Source organism: Flavobacterium xizangense (genome assembly GCF_054075145.1).
The window spans coordinates 89443-114894 of record NZ_JBSIPG010000009.1 but is presented as its reverse complement, the minus strand read 5'-3'; the positions used below and the strand labels follow the sequence as shown (position 1 = coordinate 114894).

The window sequence follows — 25452 nt, the reverse complement described above, 5'->3', positions numbered from 1 at the left end:
AGAGAGCTTTAAAAACAATTGAATTTTATAATTCAGGCATTTAAATAATAATTTTTGACACTAAATACCACCATATAATGACATCAATAATTAGATTTTTTGCATTTACTGTTCTTTTATTAATAGGACAAAAAGGATATTCCCAAGACCCAAATTTTCATGTCTACTTAAGCTTTGGCCAATCAAACATGGAAGGTTATGCCAAAATAGAACCTCAGGATATTGCTGCAGTTGATGATCGGTTTCAGGTTTTGGAAACAGTAGATTGTCCTGAAATAGGGCGTTCAAAGGGCAATTGGTATACTGCTGTTCCTCCATTATGCCGCTGTAATACTGGATTGACTCCAGTGGATTATTTTGGGAGAACTTTAATTGCCAATCTTCCAAAGAATATAAAAGTAGGTGTTATAAATGTAGCTGTCGGAGGTTGTAAAATCGAGCTTTTTGATAAGGATAAAACAGCAGAATATGTTGCAACGGCACCAGACTGGATGAAAGGTATTCTAAAACTATACAACGACAATCCGTATCAAAGACTGGTTGAAATGGCAAAAATTGCTCAAAAAAAAGGGGTAATTAAAGGAATTTTACTGCATCAGGGGGAGTCTAATACGGGTGATACACTTTGGCCGAAAAAAGTAAAAATCGTTTACGATAATCTCATGAAAGATTTAAATCTCGACCCTAATAAAGTTCCATTGCTTTCGGGTGAAACCGTAAATGAAGATCAAAATGGTAAATGCGGAAGTATGAATAAAATTATAGCTACACTTCCTAAAACAATAGCCAATTCCTATGTGATTTCTTCAAGCGGATGTAGCGCTGAACCCGATTTTTTACATTTTAATGCAGCAGGCTATAGAGATTTAGGAAAACGTTACGGCGAGAAAATGCTATCTTTATTGGGCTATAAATTGTACAATGGAAAAGATTTTTTCAGGATAACTGCACCTATTGGTTTTGATCAACCAAATTCAAACATACCATCAGGAAAAGTAGAAACCATCAGTTATCCATCCAAAACTGTTGGTACAAATAGAAATGTTACTATTTATACTCCACCGGGCTTTAATACAAAGAAAAAATATGCTGTTTTGTATCTTTTACATGGAATAGGTGGGGATGAAAAAGAATGGCTTAACGGCGGAAATCCGCAGATTATTTTAGATAACCTTTATGCTGAAGGAAAATTAGAACCTATGATCGTGGTTATGCCAAATGGCAGAGCCATGAAAGATGATAGTCCTTCAGGAAATATAATGGCTCCGGATAAAGTACAAGCCTTTTCAACCTTTGAAAAAGATTTACTGAATGATTTAATTCCATTTATCGAAAAAAAATACCCTGTTTATAAAGACAGAGAGCACCGAGCAATTGCCGGCTTGTCTATGGGTGGAGGACAATCTTTAAATTTTGGGTTAGGGAACTTGGATAAATTTGCGTGGGTTGGTGCATTTTCGGCCGCTCCAAATACTAAAATGCCTGAAGAATTAATTCCCAATCCAGAAGAAGCCAAAAAGAAATTAAAACTACTGTGGATTTCCTGTGGCGATAATGACTGGCTGATTATGAACAGCAAACGTACTCATGATTATTTGTATAAAAATGATGTTCCTCATATTTACTATTTAGAACTGGGAGTGCATGATTTCAAAGTTTGGAAAAACGGATTATATATGTTTTCGCAGTTTTTATTTAAACCTGTAGATCAGTCCACTTTTTCAGAATATACTATTTTAGGTGATCAGGCTCAGACTAACATCCGTAATGCTAAATATCCTCAAATATTGCCAGATAACCGTGTAGTTTTTAAAATTAAAGCGCCAGAAGCTTCGAAAGTACAAATTGATTTAGATAAAAAATATGATATGTCCAGAGATTCAGACGGATTATGGACGACTACTACCGGAGTAATCAATAAAGGATTTAATTATTACTCGTTACTAATTGATGGCGTGGCAGTAGCCGATCCGTCGAGCGAAACTTTTTATGGCATGGGGCGCATGGCCAGCGGTATTGAAATTCCGAATAGAGAAGGCGATTATTATGCCTTAAAAATGGTGCCACACGGAGATGTCAGAATCAAACAATACTTTTCAAAAGCAACTAATTCCTGGCGTGAAATGTATGTTTACACACCTCCGGGTTATGAAAATTCAACCGAAAAATATCCTGTTTTATATCTGCTGCATGGAGGAGGCGAAGACCAAACCGGATGGGCTACTCAAGGTAAAGCGAATTTAATTTTAGACAATTTAATAGCCGAAAAAAAAGCAAAACCAATGGTAATCGTTATGCTGGATGGCAATCTGGGAAATACAGGAGGAGTTGCCGGATTTAACGAAAATGCATTGAAAGCTTTTGAAAATGAATTAAAGACGGGTGCAATCCCTTTTGTGGAAAGTAATTTTAAAGTAGCAACAGATGCTAAAAACAGAGCTTTAGCCGGATTGTCGATGGGAGGTTTGCAGACACTTTATGCTGGGGTTAAAAATTCAGACATGTTTTCTAGTATAGGCGTATTTAGCTCTGGTTGGTGGGCAAATAATGACACATTATCTGCACCTCAATATGAGTTTATGAAAAATAATACTGCAACCATTAATTCAAATATTAAAAATTTTTGGATTTCAATGGGAGGGAAGGAAGATATTGCATATGAAAACTGCAAAATAATGATGAGCAAATTTGACCAAATGGGTATTAAATATCAATATAGTGAGTATTCGGGAGGTCATACCTGGCCAGTATGGAGACATGATTTATTTATGTTTGCTCCTTTGTTATTTAATTAATTCAAATGCGTTAATGAATCCCAAAAGACAACAAAAAAGTTATGAAAACATATTTAATTGCCATAGTACTTTTTTTTGGAATTTCATTATCTGCACAACAGACAAATGATTTAAAGCTTTGGTATAAAAATCCTGCCGGTTCAGTTTGGGAAAATGCCTTGCCAATTGGAAATGGTTTTCAGGGCGCTATGATATATGGAAATGTCGATAAAGAAATTTTTCAATTGAATGAAGCAAGCGTCTGTAGCGGAAGTCCAAACAGAAATGACAATCCTGATGCAAAAAATGCATTGAGTGAAATTAGAAGACTTATTTTTCAGAAGGAATATAAAAAAGCTGAAAAACTCATTAATGAAAATATAATCACTAAAAAATCCCACGGACAAATGTTTCAGATCGTAGGAAATTTGGAGTTGAATTTTTTGGATCACAACAACTTTACTCATTATTATAGAGAACTTGATATAGAGAATGCGGTTACAAAAACAGTTTACAAAGTACAGAATGCCACCTATACACGTGAAGCATTTATGTCTTTTCCCGATAGAGTTTTAATAATAAAACTTTCTGCGGATAAACCCGGTAAATTGTCGTTTGCAGCTGCTTTTACCTCGGAACATAAAAAACAGGAAATATCCGTTAACGGCAATAATGAAATATCACTTTCTGGCACTACAAGTGATCATGAAGGCATTCAAGGAAAGGTCAATTTTAACGCATTGGCAAAATTTAAAGTGAAGGGCGGACGAATAAATATTGCCGATAATTCCTTAAAAATTGAAAATGCAGATTCGGTTTTGATTTATGTTTCTATTGCAACTAATTTTATTAGTTATAAGGATATCAGCGGCAATGAAAAGAAACTTGCAAAATCTTTTTTGGATAATGCATTTGACAAGGACTATGACAAAATGAAGAAAGCTCATATTGCTTATTATCAAAAGTATTTTAAAAGAGTCAAACTTGATTTGGGCGTAACTACCGCATCTAAGTTTCCAACAGATGAAAGACTGGCGAATTTCAGGAATGTTTCAGATCCCTCTTTTGTAACGCTTTATTTTCAATACGGACGATATTTATTGATTTCATCTTCACAACCAGGTGGCCAGCCTGCCAATTTGCAAGGTATTTGGAATCACAGCATGAATCCTGCGTGGGATAGTAAATACACCATCAACATAAATACAGAGATGAATTACTGGCCCGCTGAGAAAAATAATTTATCAGAAATGCACGAGCCTCTTCTAAAAATGATTGAGGAATTAGCTCAAACTGGTAAAGAAACGGCAAAAGTAATGTACGGAGCTCGTGGCTGGATGGCGCATCATAATACTGATATCTGGAGAATTAACGGCGCTGTTGATGGCGCAACCTGGGGAGTCTGGAATGCAGGTGGAGGCTGGTTAAGTCAACATTTATGGGAACATTATCTTTATACCGGAGATAAAAATTATCTTAAATCAGTATATGAAATACTTAAAGGTGCGGCCGATTTTTATACTGATTTCTTAGTAAAAGATCCTGCAAATGGTTGGCTGGTTGTAGTTCCCGGAAATTCGCCAGAGAATGCTCCAGAAGCGCATCAAGGTTCAGCAGTTACTGCCGGTTCAACGATGGATAATCAAATTGTTTTTGATGTTTTTAGTACTGCAATTAAAGCATCAGAAGCATTAGGAATAGACAAACAATACGCAGACAGCCTAAAGATATATAGAGAAATGCTTCCTCCGATGCAAATTGGAAAATACAACCAGCTTCAGGAATGGATGGATGATGTAGATGATCCAAAGGATAATCATCGACATATTTCGCATTTGTACGGTTTGTATCCTTCTAATCAGATTTCGGCTTATAAAACGCCTGAGCTTTTTGCAGCAGCTAAGAATACATTGTTGCAAAGAGGCGATATTTCTACAGGCTGGAGTATGGGTTGGAAAGTAAACTGGTGGGCAAAAATGCAGGATGGAAATCACGCTTATAGTTTAATTCAAAATCAATTGACTCCGCTTGGCGTAAATAAAGACGGTGGCGGTACTTATAATAATCTTTTTGACGCGCATCCGCCTTTTCAAATTGATGGGAATTTTGGATGTACATCAGGAATTACGGAAATGTTAATGCAGAGTTCAGACGATGCTGTTCATTTGCTTCCCGCTCTTCCAGATGCTTTGAAAGAATATGGAGAAATAAGAGGTTTGAAAGCAAGAGGAGGATTTGAAATTAAAGATATGAAATGGAAAAACGGAAAATTAATGGCTATCAGTATTCAGTCTAATCTTGGAGGAAACCTTAGATTGAGAACTCCAAATCAAATCATTGCCAAAAATGAAATGAATTTTAAAACTGCTTCGGGAGTTAATTCAAATGTTTTTTACCAAACAAATGAGGTCAAAAAGCCTCTTATAGCTAAAGAAGCTTCTATTAAACCTTTGGAGATACAACAAACATTTTTATATGATATTGGTACTAAAAAAGGTAAAATATACAATTTCTCAATTAAGGAATAAATAATTCAATTGTACTTATTCATTAAAAGTTAACGAAGATTAAAAGACGAATTTTAAAAAATCTTTCTATTAAATTCAAAGAAAACATGAAAAATCATTTTGTATATCTAATAAGTTTAATTTCATTTTTTTGTGCAAATGCGCAGCAATATCCGTTTAAGAATCCTTCTCTTAGTTCGGCAGAACGTGCAAAAGATCTAATTTCAAGATTGACACTGGAAGAAAAAGCAGCGTTAATGTGTGATCAGAGTGATGCAATACCACGATTAGGAATCAAAAAATTCAATTGGTGGAGTGAAGCATTACACGGTTATGCTAATAATGATAATGTGACGGTTTTTCCTGAACCTATTGGAATGGCAGCATCATTTGATGATCAGTTGCTATATCATGTTTTTGATGCTGTTTCAGATGAAGCTCGTGCTAAATACAATCAGTGGATTAAAAATGGTAATGAAAACAAGCGTTTTTTAAGTCTTTCGGTTTGGACTCCGAATGTAAATATTTTTAGAGATCCGCGCTGGGGTCGTGGTCAGGAAACTTATGGTGAAGACCCGTATCTTACTTCGCGAATGGGGATTTCTGTTGTTAAAGGATTGCAAGGTCCTACAGATGCTAAATACCGAAAACTTTTGGCTTGTGCGAAACATTTTGCGGTTCATTCTGGACCAGAGTGGAGCAGGCACGAATTGAATCTTAATAATGTAAATCCGCGTGAATTGTATGAAACGTATCTGCCAGCATTTAAATCACTGGTTCAGGATGCCGATGTTCGTCAGGTAATGTGTGCTTATCAGCGTTTAGATGATGAACCATGTTGTAGTAATACTCGTTTATTGCAAGGCATCCTTCGTGACGAATGGGGCTATAAATATATGGTAGTATCGGATTGCGGAGCGGTTACAGATTTTTATACCACCCATAAAGTTTCGTCTGATGCTACACATGCGGCATCTAAAGCGGTACTTGCAGGAACTGATGTCGAATGTGTTTGGGAAAAATATCCTTTTAAAAATTTACCAGAAGCAGTCGAGAAAGATTTGATAAAAGAATCTGATATTAACAAAAGCTTGCTTCGCGTTTTAATTGGGCGTTTTGATTTGGGCGAAATGGATGATGATGCTATTGTTCCCTGGACTCAAATTCCAGCAACCGTACTCAATAGTAAAGAGCATCAAAAGTTAGCGCTTGAAATGGCTCAGGAGTCAATGACACTTTTGCAAAATAAAAATAATATTCTTCCTTTAAATAAAACAATTCACAAAGTGGCAGTTATTGGTCCAAACGCTGACGATGAGCCAATGCTATGGGGAAATTATAACGGCACGCCTGTTAAAACTATTACGATTAAAAACGGAATAGAATCAAAAATTACGGCTAATAAAATTTTTTATGATAAGGGTTGTGATTTAGTGGAAGACAAAGTAAATCAAAGTTATTTCAGTCAAATTTCATTTGAAGGAAAAAAAGGGATGAAAGCAACTTATTGGAATAACCCGAATAGAGAAGGTGCTCCAGTTGTCTCGCAACAGATTTTAAATCCTATAAAAATGACAACTGCAGGTCAACATGAATTTGCTTCAGGAGTTAAATTAGAAGGATTTTCGGCAAAATATGAGACAGAATTTTTAGCCACGTCAAATGACACACTTGTATTTAAAACAGGGGCTTGCGGTGTTTTCGAATTACTAGTTGACGGAATTTCAAAAGCAAAATATACTACATGGAGAACGCTACCAGGAAAAATTCCATTTGTAGTTGAAGCGGGTAAAAAATATAAAATCGAAATTCTGTATGCTCAATCAAATAATTGGCAGGCAAATCTTGAATTTGATTTCGGAAAAGAATTTGATATAGATTTCGGAGGATTAATCCAGAAATTAAAAGGTATCGATACTGTGGTTTTTGTAGGCGGGCTTTCGACTTTGCTTGAGGGCGAAGAAATGCCGGTTTCTTATCCGGGTTTTAAAGGAGGTGACAGAACGAATATAGAACTTCCTGCAGTTCAAAGAAAATGTCTGCAAGAATTAAAAGCTGCCGGTAAAAAAGTGGTTTTTGTAAACTGCTCGGGTTCTGCGATTGCCTTAACGCCAGAGACATCAAGTTGCGATGCCATTTTACAGGCATGGTATCCTGGAGAATCAGGTGGTCAGGCTGTTGCCGATGTGCTTTTTGGAGATTTCAATCCTGCTGGAAAACTTCCAGTTTCATTTTATAAGAACTCAGACATTTTAGGCGATTTTGAAGATTATTCGATGAAAGGACGCACATACAGATATACAGCAGATGTTTTGTTCCCTTTTGGTTTTGGTTTGAGTTATTCTAAATTCGATTTAAGTACAGCAAAACTGACTAAGGCAAAAATAAAATCGAATGAAAGTACACAATTGAACTTTTTAATAAAAAATCTAAGTAAACATGAAGGAACAGAGATTGTTCAGGTATATATCAAAAAAATAAATGATACGGATGGCCCATTAAAAACCTTAAAGGCTTTTAAACGAATCAATTTAAAAGCTGGAGAAAGTCAAAATGTAGCAATTGATTTGCCATCTTCTTCATTTGAATTTTATGATCAAAATACTAAAAGTATGAAGGTAACTCCAGGTGAGTATGAGGTGTATTATGGTAATAGTTCAGCAACTAAAGATTTAAAAATAATTAAAGTGCTTGTTCAGTAATTTGCCGTAATTCAGCGCCTGCTTTGGGAAATATTATTTTTAGAAGTAAGCTTAAAATTCTAATACTATTTTTAATTAATATGTTAATAATTGCATTTTCAATTAAAAAGTATATATTTAATTTAAATTTCCTCAATAATTTATGGCTCCAAAAAATTGTGTTAGAGCGATAGTTATTTTATTTTTTGTAGTAAACAATTTGTTTTCTCAAGATAAATTTGAAAACTATCAATTTCGATTAGTAGATAAAGAAGCTTCGAAAAGTGGCATTTATACTATTTCACAGGATCAGTCTGGTTTTTTGTGGATGGGTACAAATGGCGCTGGTTTGTTTAAATACGATGGAGTTAATTATCTTGCGTATGAACAAAACTCCAAGAAAAGTAATTCTATTAATAGCAATTTGATTTATGCTACTTATGTAGATACCCGCAACCGGTTGTGGATAGGAACTGATGAAGGATTGTGTCTGTACAATCGAAACTTAGATAATTTTGATAGTATAGATATTCAGAAGAAAATTAAAAAAGAGACTGTAATTTCTATTAAAAGCATCATTGAAGACAATAATGGAAATCTAATGTTAGGAACAGTTAATAACGGTTTACTAAAATTAAATACTACGACGAGGGAAATTACTAAAGTTAATTCTGATGTAGCAAATAACTCAAATTATCTTATCAATTGCCTTGTAAAAGATAAAAAAGGTACAATTTATCTGGGAACAAACTTAGGTTTGAAAGTATTCGACCCTATAAAAAATGAGACTAAAAAGGTTAACATTGGTAATGACAATCGGATACTATCGGCAAGCATCGTGTCAATGTGTTTAGACAGTAATCAAAATTTATGGATTGGCGACGGATTTAAAGGTTTAATAAAGGTCGATTTACATTCCAAGGTCAAGCAGGTATTTTTCTATCCAATTACCAAAAAAAGAATTATGTCAATATTGGCAAGAGATTCTAAAACAATTCTTTGCGCAACTGAAAATGATGGTTTAATCATTGTAGATGATCAGGGAATTGTTCAAAAAAAATATGTAAACAGCAAATTCAATACGCGTAGTTTAAGTTCAAATTCAGTGTGGTCTTTATTATTAGATAAAGAGAATAGAATTTGGCTTGGTTATTATAATAAAGGCTTAGGTGTTTTTGATAAAATAAACAGTAAAGTCAATATCATAGAAAGTTTGCCGGGAAATCCACAATCCTTACAAACAAATTGTGTAACTGGAATTGCCAAAGACCATCAGGGACAATTATGGATTTCCATGGAAGGTGGCGGAGTGGATGTTTATAATCCCATAACCAAAGACTTTAAACATATTACCAAATCAGATCCTAGTCTATATTCTGGATTAACCAATGACAATATCACAAAGGTATTTATTGACAAAAAACAAAATATCTGGTTGTCAAGCTGGAATGAGGGAATTTTTCTTTTAAAGAAAGGAAGCAGGAGTTTTATTAATTACAATACCAAAAATGCTCCTAATCTCGCCTCAGATAATATTATGAGCATTACTGAAGATTCGAGAGGCGTAATTTGGATTGGAACTTTTGCTAAAGGACTGCATTATTATACCCCGTCAGACGGACAATTTCATCACTGTAATGCTAAACCATTTTTGACAAATGCAATAACAAATATTGACATCAGAAATGTAATGGTTGATTCAGATGATGCCGTTTGGGTTGGTTCAACAACTGGACTTTATAAAGTGGTTACGAGTGATTTTGTCACTTTTTCGGTGACTTCTTTTAGAGATAAAATGTCGGAAAAACTTAAAAATCATAAAAGTACTCATACTATCAATGCTTTATATCAGGCCAAAAACAAAGAAATCTGGATTGGGACTGATGGCGCAGGATTGTTCAGTTATAATAAAAAAACAGATGTTCTAAAGTGGTACATAAACTTTAAAGGACTGCATGAAAAATCAATTTCGGCGATTACAGAATCTAATGACGGATGCATTTGGTTAAGCGGAAAGAAAGGAATCACCAAACTGAATTTAAAAAACAATACTACAATTAACTATTCTACATATGATGGTTTGCTAGGGAATGATTTCAATAACAATGCAGTTTTTAGAGATGAAGATGGAATGCTTTATTTTGGAAGTTATGAAGGTTTAAATTATTTTAATCCTTCTAATTTGGTTAAAAGTAAAAAGCAATTGTCTGTTTATTTTACTGATTTAAAACTTTTTAATAAATCGGTCGGACCACTCGAAAAAAATTCGCCACTTATAAAAGTACTTTCTGAAACAAAAAAAATAATTCTTAAACACGATCAGTCTGTATTTACAATTGATTTTATTGCGGTAAATTATTCTTTTCCTGCCCGAAATGAATTTGCCTATTATTTGGAAGGTTTTGATGATTCCTGGAATTATGTCGGAAACAAACGTTCGGCAACTTATACCAATTTAGCTCCCGGAAATTATACATTTATAGTTAAAGCTTCAGAAAAAAATGGCGCTTGGAGTAAGGTGCCGCTGGAATTAAAAATCGAGATATTACCGCCTTGGTGGAAAACATCTTTTGCTTATTTATTTTATACTCTTTTACTGGGGGCAGCAATTCATTTTGCCAATCAGTACTATCAAAATCGATTCAAACAAAAACAAATGATCGAGTTTGAAAAACAAAAAGCCATTCAGATTGAAAAATTAAACAATAAAAAATTACAGTTTTTTACCAATATTTCACATGAATTCAGAACTCCATTAACTTTGATTTTGAATCCTTTAGGCGATATAATTAAAAATAATAGTCAACAGCTTCCAGAAGGTGTACTGAATAAATTGCAAACGATTCAAAAAAGTTCTGACAGGCTTTCAAGACTGATTAATGAGTTAATGGATTTTAATAAACTTCAGTTCAATAAAATGAACCTTCAATTGCAATTGATTGAAGTAGTTGGTTTTACAAAAGAAGTTGTCAGTTATTTTAATGAAGAAGCATTAAGTCGCGGAATTCAGCTCGAATTTGAGTCAAATAAATCGTCATTAAAAGATTGGATCGACCCGAAAATGTTTGAAAAAATTATTTTTAATGTAGTTTCAAATGCTTTTAAAGTTACTCCGGATAACGGAAAAATTATGGTAAAAATTATCATTAATAATGAACCAATTCATTTCCCTTTAATAGATTCACCAGATGCTACTCCTTATTTTACCATAGTTGTTGAAGATACCGGTTCAGGTTTAGATAAAAAAGATATTAAAAGAATTTTTGACCGTTTTTATCAGGTGAACAATCTGAATAAGGCGTATTATGGAAGCACTGGTATTGGTCTGGAAGTTGTTCGCGGATTTGTAGAATTGCATAAAGGAATAATCGAAGTTGAAAGTGAATTGGGAGTAGGTACCGTTTTTAAACTGCTTTTTCCTGTTGGAAAAGAGTTTTTTGATGAAAACGAAATATTGTTTGAAGAATATAAAAAGGAAAACAAAATTAGCTTTAAACCTATAGTCGAAAAAGAAGAAACTCAATTGACAGAGGATGAAGAACATCAGGATCGAACGTATACGATTTTGATCGTTGAAGACAACGTTGAACTTCGGAATTATTTAAAAAATGAGCTCAAAAAAGAGTACAAAGTCATCGTTGCCGAAAATGGGCAAGTTGGTCTGGACTTAGCTTTGCAAAAACTACCTGATTTAATTTTAACCGACGTGATTATGCCTGTTATGAATGGTTTGGAATTATGTAAAAATATAAAAGCCAATTTAAAAACGAGCCATATTCCGTTAATGATGTTGTCTGCAAAAGCTTTGGTTAAAGATAGATTGGAAGGAATTGATTCTGGCGCTGATATGTATTTAAGCAAACCTTTTGATATGGATATTTTGAGATCTAGTTTGGTGCAATTAATTAATAGCAGGCAAATTATGTTCAATAAATTCTATAACGGAATTACCACAACAGCTAAAGAAAAAACTACAACTTTAGATAATGAATTCATAAAAAATGTTCTGAAATACATCAATGAAAATATTCGTGAGACCGAATTAAGTGTCGAAGTCTTGGCTTCAAATGTATTTTTGAGCAGAAGCCAACTGTATCGAAAAGTTAAAACATTAACAGGTGTATCAGTCAATGAATTTATTCGGAATGTTCGTTTAGAAAAGGCTAAAGAATTAATAGAATTAGGAAATGATAATATAACGGAAATCAGTTATAAAGTAGGGTTTAGTTCACCTTCTTATTTTACTAAATGTTATAAAGAAAAGTTTGGATGTCTGCCAACACAAAAAGTAAACAATAATTAATTACGGCAATTTTTTTACTAAAAAAAGACGAAGAATTTCGTCTTTTTTTTTGCTTTGAAATGGATCTGACAGGTTTTTATAAACCGCTTATTATGTTGTTTTTAGCCTTTTTTTATTTTTTTAAAAGAAGAAATATAAGGCTCGATTTCATCTCTTGTTGATTGCGAAATAGAAATTTATAAGTCATTTATTTTTTTCATATCAAAAAAATAAGATGCTAAAATTAGTAATAATATATTTTTCATTTCAATTGATTAAGCGCTGTAAAACCCTGAATTTCCTATTTTTTTAACTACGATGCTACAAATTTGATAGATTATGCATCAAATGTAGTATGTGAAATTTATGTTAACAATCTACTTTTGGTATAATCAAAATTAAAATAAACATGAAACAAATTACTAACAATCTTAAACCAACTAGAAAATGAATTAAAACCATATTTATGTAGTACGAGCGACTTTTTAAAATCAAAATTTAAGGATAGAATTTATCAATTGCGAAAAAAATAAAATGCGTTCCATAATTAGTTTCTGAAATTAAAAAGAAAGCGGCAATACAATAAATAACAAACAAAACTTTACAACCAACAATTATTTAACTAAAACAAAAAACCAATTATGAAGTTAAAATTAAAATTTGCAATAATCGCATTGCTGATGATAAGCTATCAGAATATGATGGCACAATCCAAGACCGTACAAGGTGTGGTTACAGATCCTTCGGGATTTCCATTACCTGGTGCCAGTATTACCGTACAAGGTTCAAACAATAGTGCATCGACAGATTTTGATGGTAAGTACTCTCTAAAAGGAGTTAATCCAACAGATAAAATTATATATTCTTATGTTGGATTAGTAACACAAACGATTACTGTAGGAACGCGTACTACAATTGATGTTTCATTGGCTGAATCAGCGCAGAACTTACAGGAAGTTGTAGTTGCTTACGGTACACAAAAAAGAACAAAAGTAACCGGAGCAATTTCAACCGTTTCATCAAAAGATATTACAGCAGTGCCTATTACGAATGCAGAATCTGCTTTGCAAGGTAGAGCAGCAGGTGTTACTGTTGTAAATGGCGCACCTGGTACTAGTCCAACGGTTAGTATTCGTGGTTTAGCGACAATGGGAAATAGCACACCTTTATATGTAATCGATGGAGTTTTAACAGGTAATTTATCAGGATTAAATCCTAGTGATATTGAGAGTATTTCTGTTTTAAAAGATGCCTCAACGACAGCTTTATATGGTTCTAAAGCCTATAATGGTGTAATTATGGTAACTACAAAAAAAGGAAAAAAAGGAGCAGGTACATTAAATTTTAGTTCTTATGCAGGTTTTCAAAAGATTACTAAAAGATATGATGTTTTAAATACACAACAATATCTGAAATATGCAAAAGATTTAGGAAGTGACTTAACAGCAAGAGCTGCTGAGTTTGGCAATATAAATACAAATTGGCAAGACGAAATTTTTCAGGATGGTGTAATGCAGGATTACAATTTAAGTTTCTCAAATGGGACTGAAAACTCTACAGGTCGCTATTCTGCAGGATATTTAAAGCAAGAAGGAGCTGTTATAAATACTGGTTTTGAACGTTACTCTTTTAGAGCAAACAATACACAAACCATTGGAAGGTTAACAGTTGGAAGTAATATTGGAGTATCTTTTAGCAAGACTAATCCAGAGCGTGCATCAGGTGGTAGAACATTATTAGAGCATGCTATTAAAATGGCACCTTATTTACCTGTTTACAATGCAAATAATTTAGGAGGTTATCAAGGTCCTTCTACTGCTGATGGGCAGGATGCAGAAAACCCAGTTCGTGTGGCAAATTTAGGATATCAATACATTAAGGGGTTATCTATAATTGGAAACATTTATGCAGAAGTAGAAATCATTAAAGGGTTAAAATTCAGATCACAAGTTGCTTTGGATTATTTTACAAATGAAGATCATACTTTTATCCCAAGCTACAGCGATGGTTCAGCTCATAAACAAGCTTATTCATCAACTGCAGAAACAAATTCTCAAGGTCAAACTATTGTTTTTGACAATAGTTTAACTTACAAAACTACCATTGCAGAAAAACATCACTTAGAAGCAGTAGGAGTAATTACTAAAATTGAGAATAAATTTCAGAATCTGGTAGCAAGTAGCCGTTATTATATTTCAGATGAAATTGATCAATTGAGACTTCAAGATGCAAATTTAGCATCAACAAGCAGTGAAACAAATAATTTAGGTTATGTAGCTCGTATTAATTACGACTATGATGATAAATACCTATTCGCAATTTCCGGACGTAGAGATGCATCTTCTCGTTTTGGTTCTAATAATCGCTATGGTAATTTTTACTCTGTTGCTTTAGGTTGGAATATTGCAAAAGAAAGTTTTATGGCAAATTCTATATTCAGTACATTAAAACTTAGAGCCAGTACAGGAACAACAGGTAATGACCTTATCGATAATTATCAGTACAGCGGAACTTTAGCAGCAAATTATATCTATCCAATTAATGGAGCAGCGGCTTCAGGTGTTACAGCAGGTAGAGCTTCGAATCCAGATTTGAAATGGGAGTCTAAAACAGATAGAAATATAGGTTTGGATTTTGGTTTATTTGATGAAAAATTCACTGGAAGCTTTGAATATTTTAACAATAAAGGTAGTGATATCCTTTTCGCAGTACCACTTCCTGCTTCTGTAGGTTCAGCTGGTGGAGGAACTCAAACTCAAAATATTGCTAATACAAAAGTACATGGATTTGAACTTTCACTTGGTTACAATGACAGAAAAGGAGATTTTACATGGTCGGCTGTTGCGAACTTAGGAACAAGCAAAAATGAGGTAACAAGTTTGGCTCCGGGCGTAACTAGCGTATTAGGAGGTCCATCAGGAAGAGCTGGTTTAGAGAATTTCTCAAGATTAGAAGTTGGTCAGCCATTGTTTTATTTCTGGGGTTATCAAACGAATGGAATTTATCAAAATCAGGCAGAAGTAGATGCTGCTTTAGGTGCAGGCCAAACTACAGTACAACCTGGTGATATTCGATTTGTTGATAGAAACGGAGATAAAGTTATCAACTCGCAAGACAAAACAAATATCGGAAATCCATATCCAGACTTCACCTATGGTTTAAACCTTACAGCAGCTTATAAAAAATTCGATTTCAACTGTTTTATAACTGGAGTAAGCGGCAATGATGTTTTTAATTCAAACAAATTTGATTTAGAGGCTATGCAACGTTTATTTAATGCCAGTACAGATGTTTTAGACAGATCAATTGTTCAAAATGGAGTAGTTACTAATCCATCGGCTACATTGCCTAGGGCACTTGGAGCAAGCCAAAACTGGTCATCAGCTAGTCAACGTTATGTTGAGGATGGTTCTTATACAAGATTGAAAAATGTGACTCTGGGATACACTTTATCTGGAGATACTTTTGATAACCATTTTTCAAATATCCGATTCTATGTAAGTGCGCAAAATCTTGTTACAATTACGAAGTACTCTGGTTTAGATCCTGAAATTGCTCGTGTAGATGCTAATGCAAATTCTGCCGGAATTGATATAGGAAGATATCCACAGCCTAAATCAGTAATTTTTGGACTTGATGTTACATTTTAATTTATAAAGATGATGAGAAAAATAAAATATACAGTTGCAATATTGTTGGGAATTTTTACAATAAATTCATGCAACGACAATGATTTAGAATTGAGTAATCCAAATGAGTTATCGCCAGAAACGTACTTTAAAAGTGAAACTCAGGTGCAAGCTTCAGTAAATGCAGCTTATGCCAACTTGCAGACAAGAGGATTATACGCAAGACATATTTTCTTTGCCTTAGACAATATGGCGCAGGAAAATAAGGGAAACCCTCAATTGGAAGGAAATAAAAAGCCTTTTCTTGATTTCTCTTTTGATGCAAGTAGTGATATTATCCAATTTTATTGGGAGACTTGTTACTTAGGAATTTCCAAAGCTAATTTTGTTTTAGATAATGAAGATAAGATTAATGCTTTGCCAAATTCAATTTTATCACAAGAGAAAAAGAATAAGTTTTTAGGCGAAGCTCATTTTTTAAGAGCATACTATTACTTTCTTTTAGTACCGCGATTTGGGGACTTACCAATTTATACTAAACAAACTATTGTGGGTAACCCAAGAAGCCCTAAAGATGAAGTATATAAATTGATTGTTTCTGATTTTGACTTTGCTTCGAAAAATCTATTAAGCAAAAATGTTGAAGACAAAGGACGAGCAACAAAAGAAGCCGCTTTTGCTTATTTAGGAAAAGCATTGTTGTACCAAAAGAAATATGATGAAGCTCTAGCTGCTTTTAGTAAAGTGACAGGATTTAGTTTAGAAGCTAATTTCTACAACAATTTTATGGATGAAACAGAACATGGTCCTGAATCAATCTTTGAAATTGAATATGATGAGAAATTAGGTGTTGCTGATAAATGGGGTAGTGATACTGCCGGAGATGGTGTTGCTGAATCTACACTTAGAGGTCAGGAATATGGAAATCTTGGATGGTACAATGTATATCCATCTGATAATTTATTGGACGAATATGAGCCAGGCGACAAACGTTTTGGAGATACTTTTTATGTACCGGGATCTAAATACAATAACGGAAACAATACAATGACGGCTGCTAATTTCTCTTCATCAGAAGGATTAAGAAGAGCAGGTTGGAAAAAATACCAAAACTATTATAAACGTACTGATGAAAATTTGGATTCAAGTATCAATTTCAAGGTAATGCGTTATTCAGATGTATTGCTTATGATGGCAGAATGTGAAAGCTTAAGATCTGGCGGTGTGCAGGCAACAGCTATTGGTTACATTAATCAGGTTCGTGCAAGAGCAGGTGTACCATTGTTGGCAACAACACTTACAAAAGACCAGGTTTTTACCGCTCTTATTCACGAGCGTAAAGTGGAGTTGGCTGGTGAGCAAGTTCGTTTTGATGACATCATTAGATGGGGAATTGCTAGTACTCAACTAGCAGGAACCGGATTTAAAGCTGGCAAAAACGAATTATGGCCAATACCAAACAGAGAAACTTCTTCTAATCCAAATATTAAACCAAGTAATAATAATCCTGGTTATTAAATGATTAAAGAGTTAGTTAGGTTAAGTTAGTTAGTTTGACAAACAGCACATGAAAATGTGCTGTTTATCAATATGTTACCTTTAGTTATTTCAATGATGTAAAAAGTTGATTTTCAAATGCTAACATAAATATTTAAAAATAAATCTAAGTAATACATCGGTTTATTCCATATGAAAAAAATTGCGGCACTTTTTTTAATCGTAACATTATTTTACAATGTTTTAGGATTTTATATGATGTTTGCTGAACAACAAGAGCAAGTATGGGTGACTGCTATGGAAAAAACGGAAGATTCAAATTTTGAAGTTATCGAAATTCAGATTGATCCCTACGCGTATGTTGTGGATTCTGGTTTTGAAGAGGTCAATGAAGACTTTACAATCGAAAATAAGACCTATCATGTTTTTAAGAAAAGAATTGTAAACAATGTTCTAAAATTATATTGTTTAAAAAATTACCATTTCAAAGTTTTTAGCAAGGATTTGAAAAAAATTGTAGATAGTCAGATATTTGACACTTCTTCTAACAAAGACAATCCCGGCAAAAAAATAATGAAATCCTTTATTTCAGATTATCTTGCTACCAATGATGCAATTGATTTGGTAGTTACGATATCCAAAACATTTTATCCTGCCAAATCGTGTCCTTTTGCACCAAAGAGAGATCTTCTTTCAGGATATTTTACGACGATTTGTCCTCCTCCAGATATGGTATAATATTTCTTTCACGTTAAAAATTTAAAAGATCTTGACTATTAATCAAGTCCTCAATTCAATCTTTGGTTTTGCCATAAGATGAATTCTAAATATTTAAATTTTTCACTTAATCAATTAGAATAATTGATTTAAGAAACTATTACATAACCATATAAACCTAACCAAAAATGAAAATGTATAAATTTTTGTTTAAAGTACTTTTGTTTAGTGCTTTAAGCATATCTGCGTTTGCTCAAAACAAAGACAATAAAAACAAACCTGAACCAACAGGAGCAAGCAATATGGCTTATAAATGGAGCGAAATTGCTATTCGTGCAACGGCAAATGACACGGATAAATTTAAGCCGAGACCAACTGTAACGTCTCGTTTTTTAGGATTAACATTTGTAGCTGTTTTTGATGCCTGGAGCCGTTATGATCAAAAGGCAATTCCGGTATATCTAAAAGATGCGGAAAGAAGACCTCAGAAAGAACAGACACTCAAAAACAAAGAAATCGCTATTAGTTATGCTGCTTATGGTGCCTTAAGTGAATATTATTTTTCAGATAAAGAAATGTTTAAGGCTTATATGATTGAATTGGGATTGGATCCTAACGATAAATCTCTTGATCCTAAAACACCTGTAGGAATAGGAAATTTAGCAGCTAAAGCAGTAATCGAAGCCAGAAAACATGATGGTTCAAATCAATATGGAGAAGAAGATGGATCAAACGGAACTCCCTATTTTAACTATGTAAATTATAAGCCAGTAAATACTGCAGACGAAATGGTTGATGTAAACCACTGGCAACCTAAATATTTTTCAGATGGAAAAGGCGGTAAGTTCGCACCAGGTTGTATGACGCCATTTTGGGGCAAAGTAAAGCCTGTTGGTTTAAAATCTGGAGATCAGTTTCGCGCAATTCCTCCTCCTTCGTTAGATTCAGAACAACTTAAAAATGAAGTTAAAGAATTAATCGACTTGCAACATAATCTTACTAACGAACAAAAGGCATTAGTAGAGTTTATGCGTGATGGCCCAAAGTCCGTACAACAAGCTGGACACTGGCTAAAATTTGCTCAGGATGTTTCAAGACGTGATAAGCACACGCTGGATCAGGATGTGAAAATGTTTTTTTATAATCAGGTGACGGCTATGGATTGTTTTATAGCATGTTGGGATACTAAAATGTTTTACGATTTTGCTCGTCCTTATGCTTTAGTGCATTATTATTTTAAAGACAAAACCATAAATGCCTGGGGTGGGCCTGGTCATGGAAATATAGATATGAAAGGACAAGACTGGAGACCTTATTCACCAGATATTTTTTTATGTCCGGCTTTTCCGGGGTATGTTTCAGGACATAGTACAATTAGCGGAGGCTGTGGTGAAGCATTAAAATTATGGACAGGAAGCGACATTTTTGGAGAGTCTGCAACAGTGAGTACGCCAGGATCAATGACAGAACCAAATAACATCGGAAAACCTGTTGTTCTAAAATTCCCAACCTTTTCAGAAACAGCAAATATGGCTGGAATTTCCAGAGTAATGGGAGGTTATCACATTCAGGCAGATAATGTTGAAGGTCTTAAATTGGGTAGAAATGTGGCTCAGGAGGTTTGGAAATTTTACAATTTTCATATCGGAAACAAAACTGTCAATAAAATCACAGCAATTGAATAAGTTTCCTACTATTCAAAAGGGATTAATCTATTCTAAAGATGTTTTAATTATGAAAATTAAGCCGCTCGTTTTTTTATTTATAATGTCTGTTTTGGCAGTGTCTTGCGATTATTTTTCTAATCCTAATGATAAAATGATTAAGATTTTGGAAGCCAGAAAGAAGATGTATAATGTGAAAAATAACCCGTTTGCAGCTCAGGCAGAAGTCGCTTATTATGATTCTATAATTAACAGTTCTGATGAAGGTTTTTTCAAATTATTCAACGAATTAAATAAAGGAAATGCATTATTGAAATTCGGGAAAGAAGCTGAATCTGTATCAATTATGGAAAGTGCCATCAAAAGAAAAAAAGCGATTGATGGCAAAGATGATCCGCAAGCGTTAAAATGCCTTGCAATTGCTTATATGAGACTTGGTGAAAAACAAAATTGCGTGAATTACCACAATCCGGAATCGTGTATTATGCCCATTCAAAAAAACGGTATTCATACCGTACGTCAAGGATCTCAAAATGCAATTGAAATTTATAAGAAGTTATTGGATTTAGATCCAAATGATTATGAGTCAAGATGGTTGCTTAATATCGCTTACATGACATTAGGCGCTTATCCTTCAGAGGTTCCTCAAAAATGGCTGATACCAAATCTGAATAAAGACAACTCGGACTACCATGTAAAACCTTTTTTGGATGTTGCGCCAAACGTGGGTATAAAAAGCAGAAATATGTCGGGCGGGGTAATTGTTGATGATTTTAATAATGACGACTATTTGGATATAGTAACTTCAGACTGGAGTTTGGATGGTGTCATGCATTATTATCAAAATGATCTAAAAGGAAAATTTTCAGATGTATCCAAAATTTCAGAAATAGGAAGATTTAAAGGTGGTTTGAACATGATTCAGGCGGATTATGATAATGACGGCGATGTTGATATTTTCGTTTTAAGAGGAGCCTGGATGCGTAAATACGGCAGACAGCCCAACTCATTATTGCGCAACAACGGCGATGGCACTTTTACTGATGTCACCATTAAAAGTGGTTTATATTCTGAATTTCCTACTCAAGCCGGTAATTGGAATGATTTTAATAATGACGGCTATTTAGACTTATTTATTGGCAATGAGTCTTCAGATGACGGATCATATCCTTCAGAATTGTATCTTAATAATCAGGATGGAACATTTACGAATGTTGCAAAAGAAGCTAAATGTGGCATTATTGCTTTTGTCAAAGGAGCAACTTCCGCGGATTATGATAATGATGGCGATATTGATTTATTTCTTTCCGGAATGAATAAAAGGAAAATATTATTAAAAAATACCGGACTTAAGAATGGCATTCCGCAATTTAAAGATGTTACCGACGAAGCGGGTTTAGCAGGAATCAATGTCATGACTTTTCCAACCTGGTTTTGGGATTATGACAATGATGGCTGGCAGGATATTTTTGTTTGCGGTTATCAGTATAACGGTTCAATTGCAGGTGAAATTGCAATGGAAGCATTAAATATTCCAAATGGAAGCAGCAAAATGTATCTATATCACAATAATCATGACGGTACTTTTTCTGATGTTTCTGTAATGTCGGGTCTAAGTAAAACTGTTTTTGCAATGGGGTCCAATTTTGGAGATCTTGATAATGATGGTTTTTTGGATATGTACCTAGGCACTGGAAATCCTGATTACAAATCCTTATCGCCTAATAAATTATACAGAAATATGGGCAACGGAAAATTCGCAGATGTCACAGTTTCAAGTCGTATGGGAAATCTTCAAAAAGGGCATGCCGTAGCTTTTAACGATTTAGATAATGACGGCGACAGCGATATTTTTATCGAAGTTGGAGGCGCTTACTTTGGAGATGCTTTTAATAATTCCTTATACCTGAATCCCGGCCAAAACAACAATCGTTGGATAAAAATGAAACTGGAAGGTACAGAAAGCAATCGTTCGGCAATTGGTGCGAAGGTAAAAGTAAGCTTCAAAGAAAACGGTATTTCACGATCTGTGTACAGAATTCTAAATTCAGGTGGAAGTTTTGGAGCCTCGGCTTTGCGAATGGAAGTCGGAATTGGACAAGCAAAAATCATTGATCAAATCGAAATTATCTGGCCAAAAAATCAAAAAAAGCAAGTGTTTAAAAATGTAAAGCCAAATCAATTCATCAAAATTATTGAAGGCGAAAAAGAATTTTCAAACATAAATCTTAAAAAACTTTCCTTTCCTACGGCCGGAGCGAGATCGCCTATCTGTATGTAATAAAATGCATGGAGTTAAGAGGTTAATCCATTAGACAAATTGATAAATTTTAGAAATATAAAAATGAAAAATATAAATACGATAGCTGGTTTTTTGAGCATAGTGAGCTTTTTATTACTTGTGAGCTGTTCCAAAGACTCTGATCAAAAGATCTTTACAACTTTAGATCGTTCTGATACTGGAATTGATTTCAGCAATAACCTGAAAGAAAATGATTCCCTTAATTATTTTACCTACAACTATATTTATTTGGGTGGAGGAGTTGCAACCGGTGATATTAATAATGATGGTCTGGTTGATATTTATTTTACAGGAAATCAGGTATCCAATAAATTATACTTAAACAAAGGAAATTTAAAATTTGAAGACATTACTAAAAAAGCTGGTGTTGGAGGTGATAGCCGTTGGTATACGGGAGTTACCATGGCCGATGTAAATGGAGATGGTTTTTTGGATATTTATTGCAGCGTGGGAGGAAAATTTGGCCCTAAAAACAACGAGCTATATATTAATAACGGAAACGGCACTTTTACAGAAAAAGCCAAAGAATATGGTATTGACGACATAGGAAACAGTGTTCAGGGTACATTTTTCGATTATGATAAAGATGGCGACTTAGATTTGTTTGTAGCTAATTATCCGCCTACGAAATTTAATTCTGCAACGGGCGATTATGTGCAAATGATGCTTCATGTTAAAGACAATGAATCAGGGCATTTATACCGAAATGATGGAAATCGTTTCACGAATGTTACCGAACAGGCAGGCGTAAAGAACTATGGTTTATCATTAAGCGCCACAGTCGGAGATTTAAACAATGACAGCTGGCCTGATATCTATGTTTCAAATGACTTCAACTCACCAGATTTTCTGTATATAAACAATCAGGATGGAACTTTTAAAGAAGTTGTAAAAGAGGCAATGGCGCATAATTCATTCTACGGAATGGGCGTTGATATTTCAGATTTCAATAACGATGGAAATTTAGATGTTTTTCAGGTAGATATGGATGCGAAAGACAATCGTCGTAAAAAAGCAAACATGTCCAGTATGAATCCGAAACTTTTTTGGGACGTAATTGACGCGGGCTTTAATTACCAGTATATGCACAATTGCATGCAGTTAAATACCGGAGTTTACGAAAATGGGATTCCACATTTTGGAAATGTCTCACGTATTACCGGTACATCATCTACAGATTGGAGTTGGGGACCTTTATTCGCCGATTTTGACAATGACGGAAACAAGGATTTGTTTGTAACAAATGGAACAAGAAGAGAAATTAACAACAATGATTTCTTTCATAGTTTAGAGGCCCTTAATCTGCAACCAAAAGACTTGCTTAAAAAATCACAGGAAATTCCTTCTGAAAAAATTGATAATTTCATGTTTCAAAACAAAGGTAATTTAAATTTTGAACAGGCAAATAAAAAATGGGGAATAGAATTTAAAGGTTTTTCAAATGGAGTCGCTTATGTTGATTTAGATAACGATGGCGACTTGGACATTGTAGTAAATAATATCGATGATTATGCGTCAGTTTTTGAAAATTCAAGTTCAAAACTAAATAATTACATCAAGGTAAATTTTAAAGGCAACTCAAAAAACACTTACGGTCTGGGAAATCGTGTGTATGTACGAACCAAAAAAGGAACCCAGCTGCAAGAACTTACCTTAACAAGAGGATTTCAATCATCTGTGGCTCCTGAACTGCATTTTGGAGTTGGCAAGGAAAAAACAATCGATGAGTTAAAAGTGGTCTGGACGAATGGTAAAGTGCAAAAGTTGTATAATGTGAAATCCAATCAAACGCTTCATTTAAAAGAACAGGATGCTAAAGAAGAAGCCGTTGTCGCAACAACCCCTAAAAAACAATTATTTACAACTGAAACCAAGATATTCCCAGTTTTTAAACACGAAGAAAATAAATACGATGATTTTAAAGATCAGGTCTTATTGCCTCATAAAATGTCAACTTTTGGTCCTGTGATTGCTGTAGGCGATCTGAATAAAGATGGTCTGGAAGATTATTTCATTGGAGGTTCTGCAACTTATTCTGGGAAAATGTTTTTTCAGACTAAAAATGGTTTTGTAGAAAAAATCAGTCCGGCATTGGAACTGGATAAAGCTAGTGAAGATACGGGTGCGTTAATTTTTGACGCTGATAATGATGGAGATAACGATTTGTATGTAGTAAGTGGTGGTTATGAATTTTTGATTAATGATCCAAAATTACATGATAGATTATACCTCAACAACGGAAAAGGTGATTTCACTAAAGCGCCAACAGGAGTATTGCCAAGAATGTTGGTAAGCGGTTCAAAGGTATATCCAATCGATTATGATAAAGATGGAAAGCAAGATCTTTTAGTTTTAGGAAGACAGGTTCCGGGACAGTATCCTTCGCCAACTACAACCTATTTGTTGCATAATTTGAGCACTTCAACACAGCCAAAATTTGAAATTTCTAAAAAGGCACCAAAAGAATTTATAAATCTGGGAATGGCGACAAGTGCCGTAATTACGGATTTCAATAATGATAAATTAGATGATATCATTGTAGTAGGTGAATGGATGCCAATTCGTATTTTCCAAAATACAAAAGCAGGTTTCAAAGAAGTCACAAAAGAAATGGGACTTAACGATGACACGACAGGCTGGTGGTGGAGCATTCAGCAAGGCGATTTTGATAAGGATGGCGACATGGATTATATCGTTGGAAACAATGGATTGAATTACAAATACAAAGCGACTCCAAATGAGACCTTTGATATTTTTGTGAAAGATTTTGACAACGATAAACACAAAGATATTGTATTGAGCTATTATAATGATGGTAAGCAATATCCGGTGCGCGGACGTGGTTGTTCGTCACAACAAATTCCGAATATCAAGAAGAAATTCAAAGATTATGAAAGCTTTTCAGAAGCTACATTGGTTGATGTTTATACTGAAAAATCACTTAAAGAAGCCTTACATTATAAAGTCAAATCTTTTGCCAGTATTTATTTAGAAAACAAAGATGGAAAATTTGTAATTCATCAATTACCTGTTGAAGCACAGCTTAGTTGCATTAATCAAATAATGGTGGAGGATTATGATAAAGATGGAAATCTTGATGTGCTCCTCACTGGAAATATGTACAACTCTGAAGTAGAAACTCCTCGAAACGATGCCGGTCATGGATTGTTTTTAAAAGGGAATGGAAAAGGAAAATTCAGATCGATATCAGCAGTTGAAAGCGGATTTTTTACTCCGGGTGATGTTAAAAACATGGAAAAAATAAGCGTACAAGGAAAAACATATCTCTTAGTCACTAAAAATAATTCGTTTTTGCAGAGTGTTAGAATTAATTAAAGTGTTTTTTGAAACTTTCGGATGAATGTCTTAACCTGAAAGGACTAAGACATTCTCAAATAA

Annotated in this window: 10 protein-coding genes; all 10 read left to right on the top strand. The window is 34.1% G+C overall.

The genetic code is table 11. The features are described from left to right. Window positions 1-77: 77 nt before the first annotated feature. The 10 genes from ACWA1B_RS17675 (at window position 78) to ACWA1B_RS17630 (ending at window position 25389) form a co-directional block, all read left to right on the top strand. Window positions 78-2795, top strand: coding sequence for an alpha/beta hydrolase-fold protein (locus ACWA1B_RS17675; protein WP_456909179.1), 2718 nt, complete (start codon window positions 78-80; stop codon window positions 2793-2795). Between the two features lie 41 nt (window positions 2796-2836). Next, window positions 2837-5302 (top strand): glycoside hydrolase family 95 protein, encoded by a 2466-nt coding sequence (locus tag ACWA1B_RS17670; RefSeq protein WP_456909177.1) that lies wholly within the window; start codon window positions 2837-2839, stop codon window positions 5300-5302. 86 nt (window positions 5303-5388) lie between these two features. Then, window positions 5389-7983, top strand: coding sequence for a xylan 1,4-beta-xylosidase (gene xyl3A / locus ACWA1B_RS17665; protein WP_456909175.1), 2595 nt, complete (start codon window positions 5389-5391; stop codon window positions 7981-7983). 142 nt (window positions 7984-8125) lie between these two features. Continuing rightward, a complete protein-coding gene (locus ACWA1B_RS17660; protein WP_456909173.1) occupies window positions 8126-12265 on the top strand; it encodes a hybrid sensor histidine kinase/response regulator in 4140 nt (1379 codons plus the stop codon). Between the two features lie 620 nt (window positions 12266-12885). Continuing rightward, window positions 12886-15894: a SusC/RagA family TonB-linked outer membrane protein gene (locus ACWA1B_RS17655; RefSeq protein WP_456909171.1), complete on the top strand. Its 3009-nt coding sequence runs from the start codon at window positions 12886-12888 to the stop codon at window positions 15892-15894. Between the two features lie 9 nt (window positions 15895-15903). Then, complete coding sequence (locus ACWA1B_RS17650) at window positions 15904-17391, top strand: RagB/SusD family nutrient uptake outer membrane protein (protein WP_456909169.1); 1488 nt, start codon at window positions 15904-15906, stop codon at window positions 17389-17391. Between the two features lie 171 nt (window positions 17392-17562). After that, on the top strand, window positions 17563-18108 hold the full coding sequence (locus tag ACWA1B_RS17645) for a hypothetical protein (RefSeq protein ID WP_456909167.1): 546 nt from the start codon (window positions 17563-17565) through the stop codon (window positions 18106-18108). 167 nt (window positions 18109-18275) lie between these two features. Further along, window positions 18276-19772: a vanadium-dependent haloperoxidase gene (locus ACWA1B_RS17640; protein ID WP_456909165.1), complete on the top strand. Its 1497-nt coding sequence runs from the start codon at window positions 18276-18278 to the stop codon at window positions 19770-19772. A gap of 49 nt (window positions 19773-19821) precedes the next feature. Beyond that, complete coding sequence (locus tag ACWA1B_RS17635; RefSeq protein ID WP_456909163.1) at window positions 19822-22032, top strand: CRTAC1 family protein; 2211 nt, start codon at window positions 19822-19824, stop codon at window positions 22030-22032. Between the two features lie 63 nt (window positions 22033-22095). Further along, window positions 22096-25389, top strand: a complete 3294-nt coding sequence (locus ACWA1B_RS17630) for a VCBS repeat-containing protein (protein ID WP_456909161.1) — start codon at window positions 22096-22098, stop codon at window positions 25387-25389. Window positions 25390-25452: the final 63 nt, after the last annotated feature.

What these genes read in the sequence shown, in the direction of transcription:
- ACWA1B_RS17675 (WP_456909179.1), top strand. Translation starts at nt 78, where the DNA reads ATGACATCAATAATTAGATTTTTTGCATTTACTGTTCTTTTATTAATA.
- ACWA1B_RS17670 (WP_456909177.1), top strand. Translation starts at nt 2,837, where the DNA reads ATGAAAACATATTTAATTGCCATAGTACTTTTTTTTGGAATTTCATTA.
- xyl3A (WP_456909175.1), top strand. Translation starts at nt 5,389, where the DNA reads ATGAAAAATCATTTTGTATATCTAATAAGTTTAATTTCATTTTTTTGT.
- ACWA1B_RS17660 (WP_456909173.1), top strand. Translation starts at nt 8,126, where the DNA reads ATGGCTCCAAAAAATTGTGTTAGAGCGATAGTTATTTTATTTTTTGTA.
- ACWA1B_RS17655 (WP_456909171.1), top strand. Translation starts at nt 12,886, where the DNA reads ATGAAGTTAAAATTAAAATTTGCAATAATCGCATTGCTGATGATAAGC.
- ACWA1B_RS17650 (WP_456909169.1), top strand. Translation starts at nt 15,904, where the DNA reads ATGATGAGAAAAATAAAATATACAGTTGCAATATTGTTGGGAATTTTT.
- ACWA1B_RS17645 (WP_456909167.1), top strand. Translation starts at nt 17,563, where the DNA reads ATGAAAAAAATTGCGGCACTTTTTTTAATCGTAACATTATTTTACAAT.
- ACWA1B_RS17640 (WP_456909165.1), top strand. Translation starts at nt 18,276, where the DNA reads ATGAAAATGTATAAATTTTTGTTTAAAGTACTTTTGTTTAGTGCTTTA.
- ACWA1B_RS17635 (WP_456909163.1), top strand. Translation starts at nt 19,822, where the DNA reads ATGAAAATTAAGCCGCTCGTTTTTTTATTTATAATGTCTGTTTTGGCA.
- ACWA1B_RS17630 (WP_456909161.1), top strand. Translation starts at nt 22,096, where the DNA reads ATGAAAAATATAAATACGATAGCTGGTTTTTTGAGCATAGTGAGCTTT.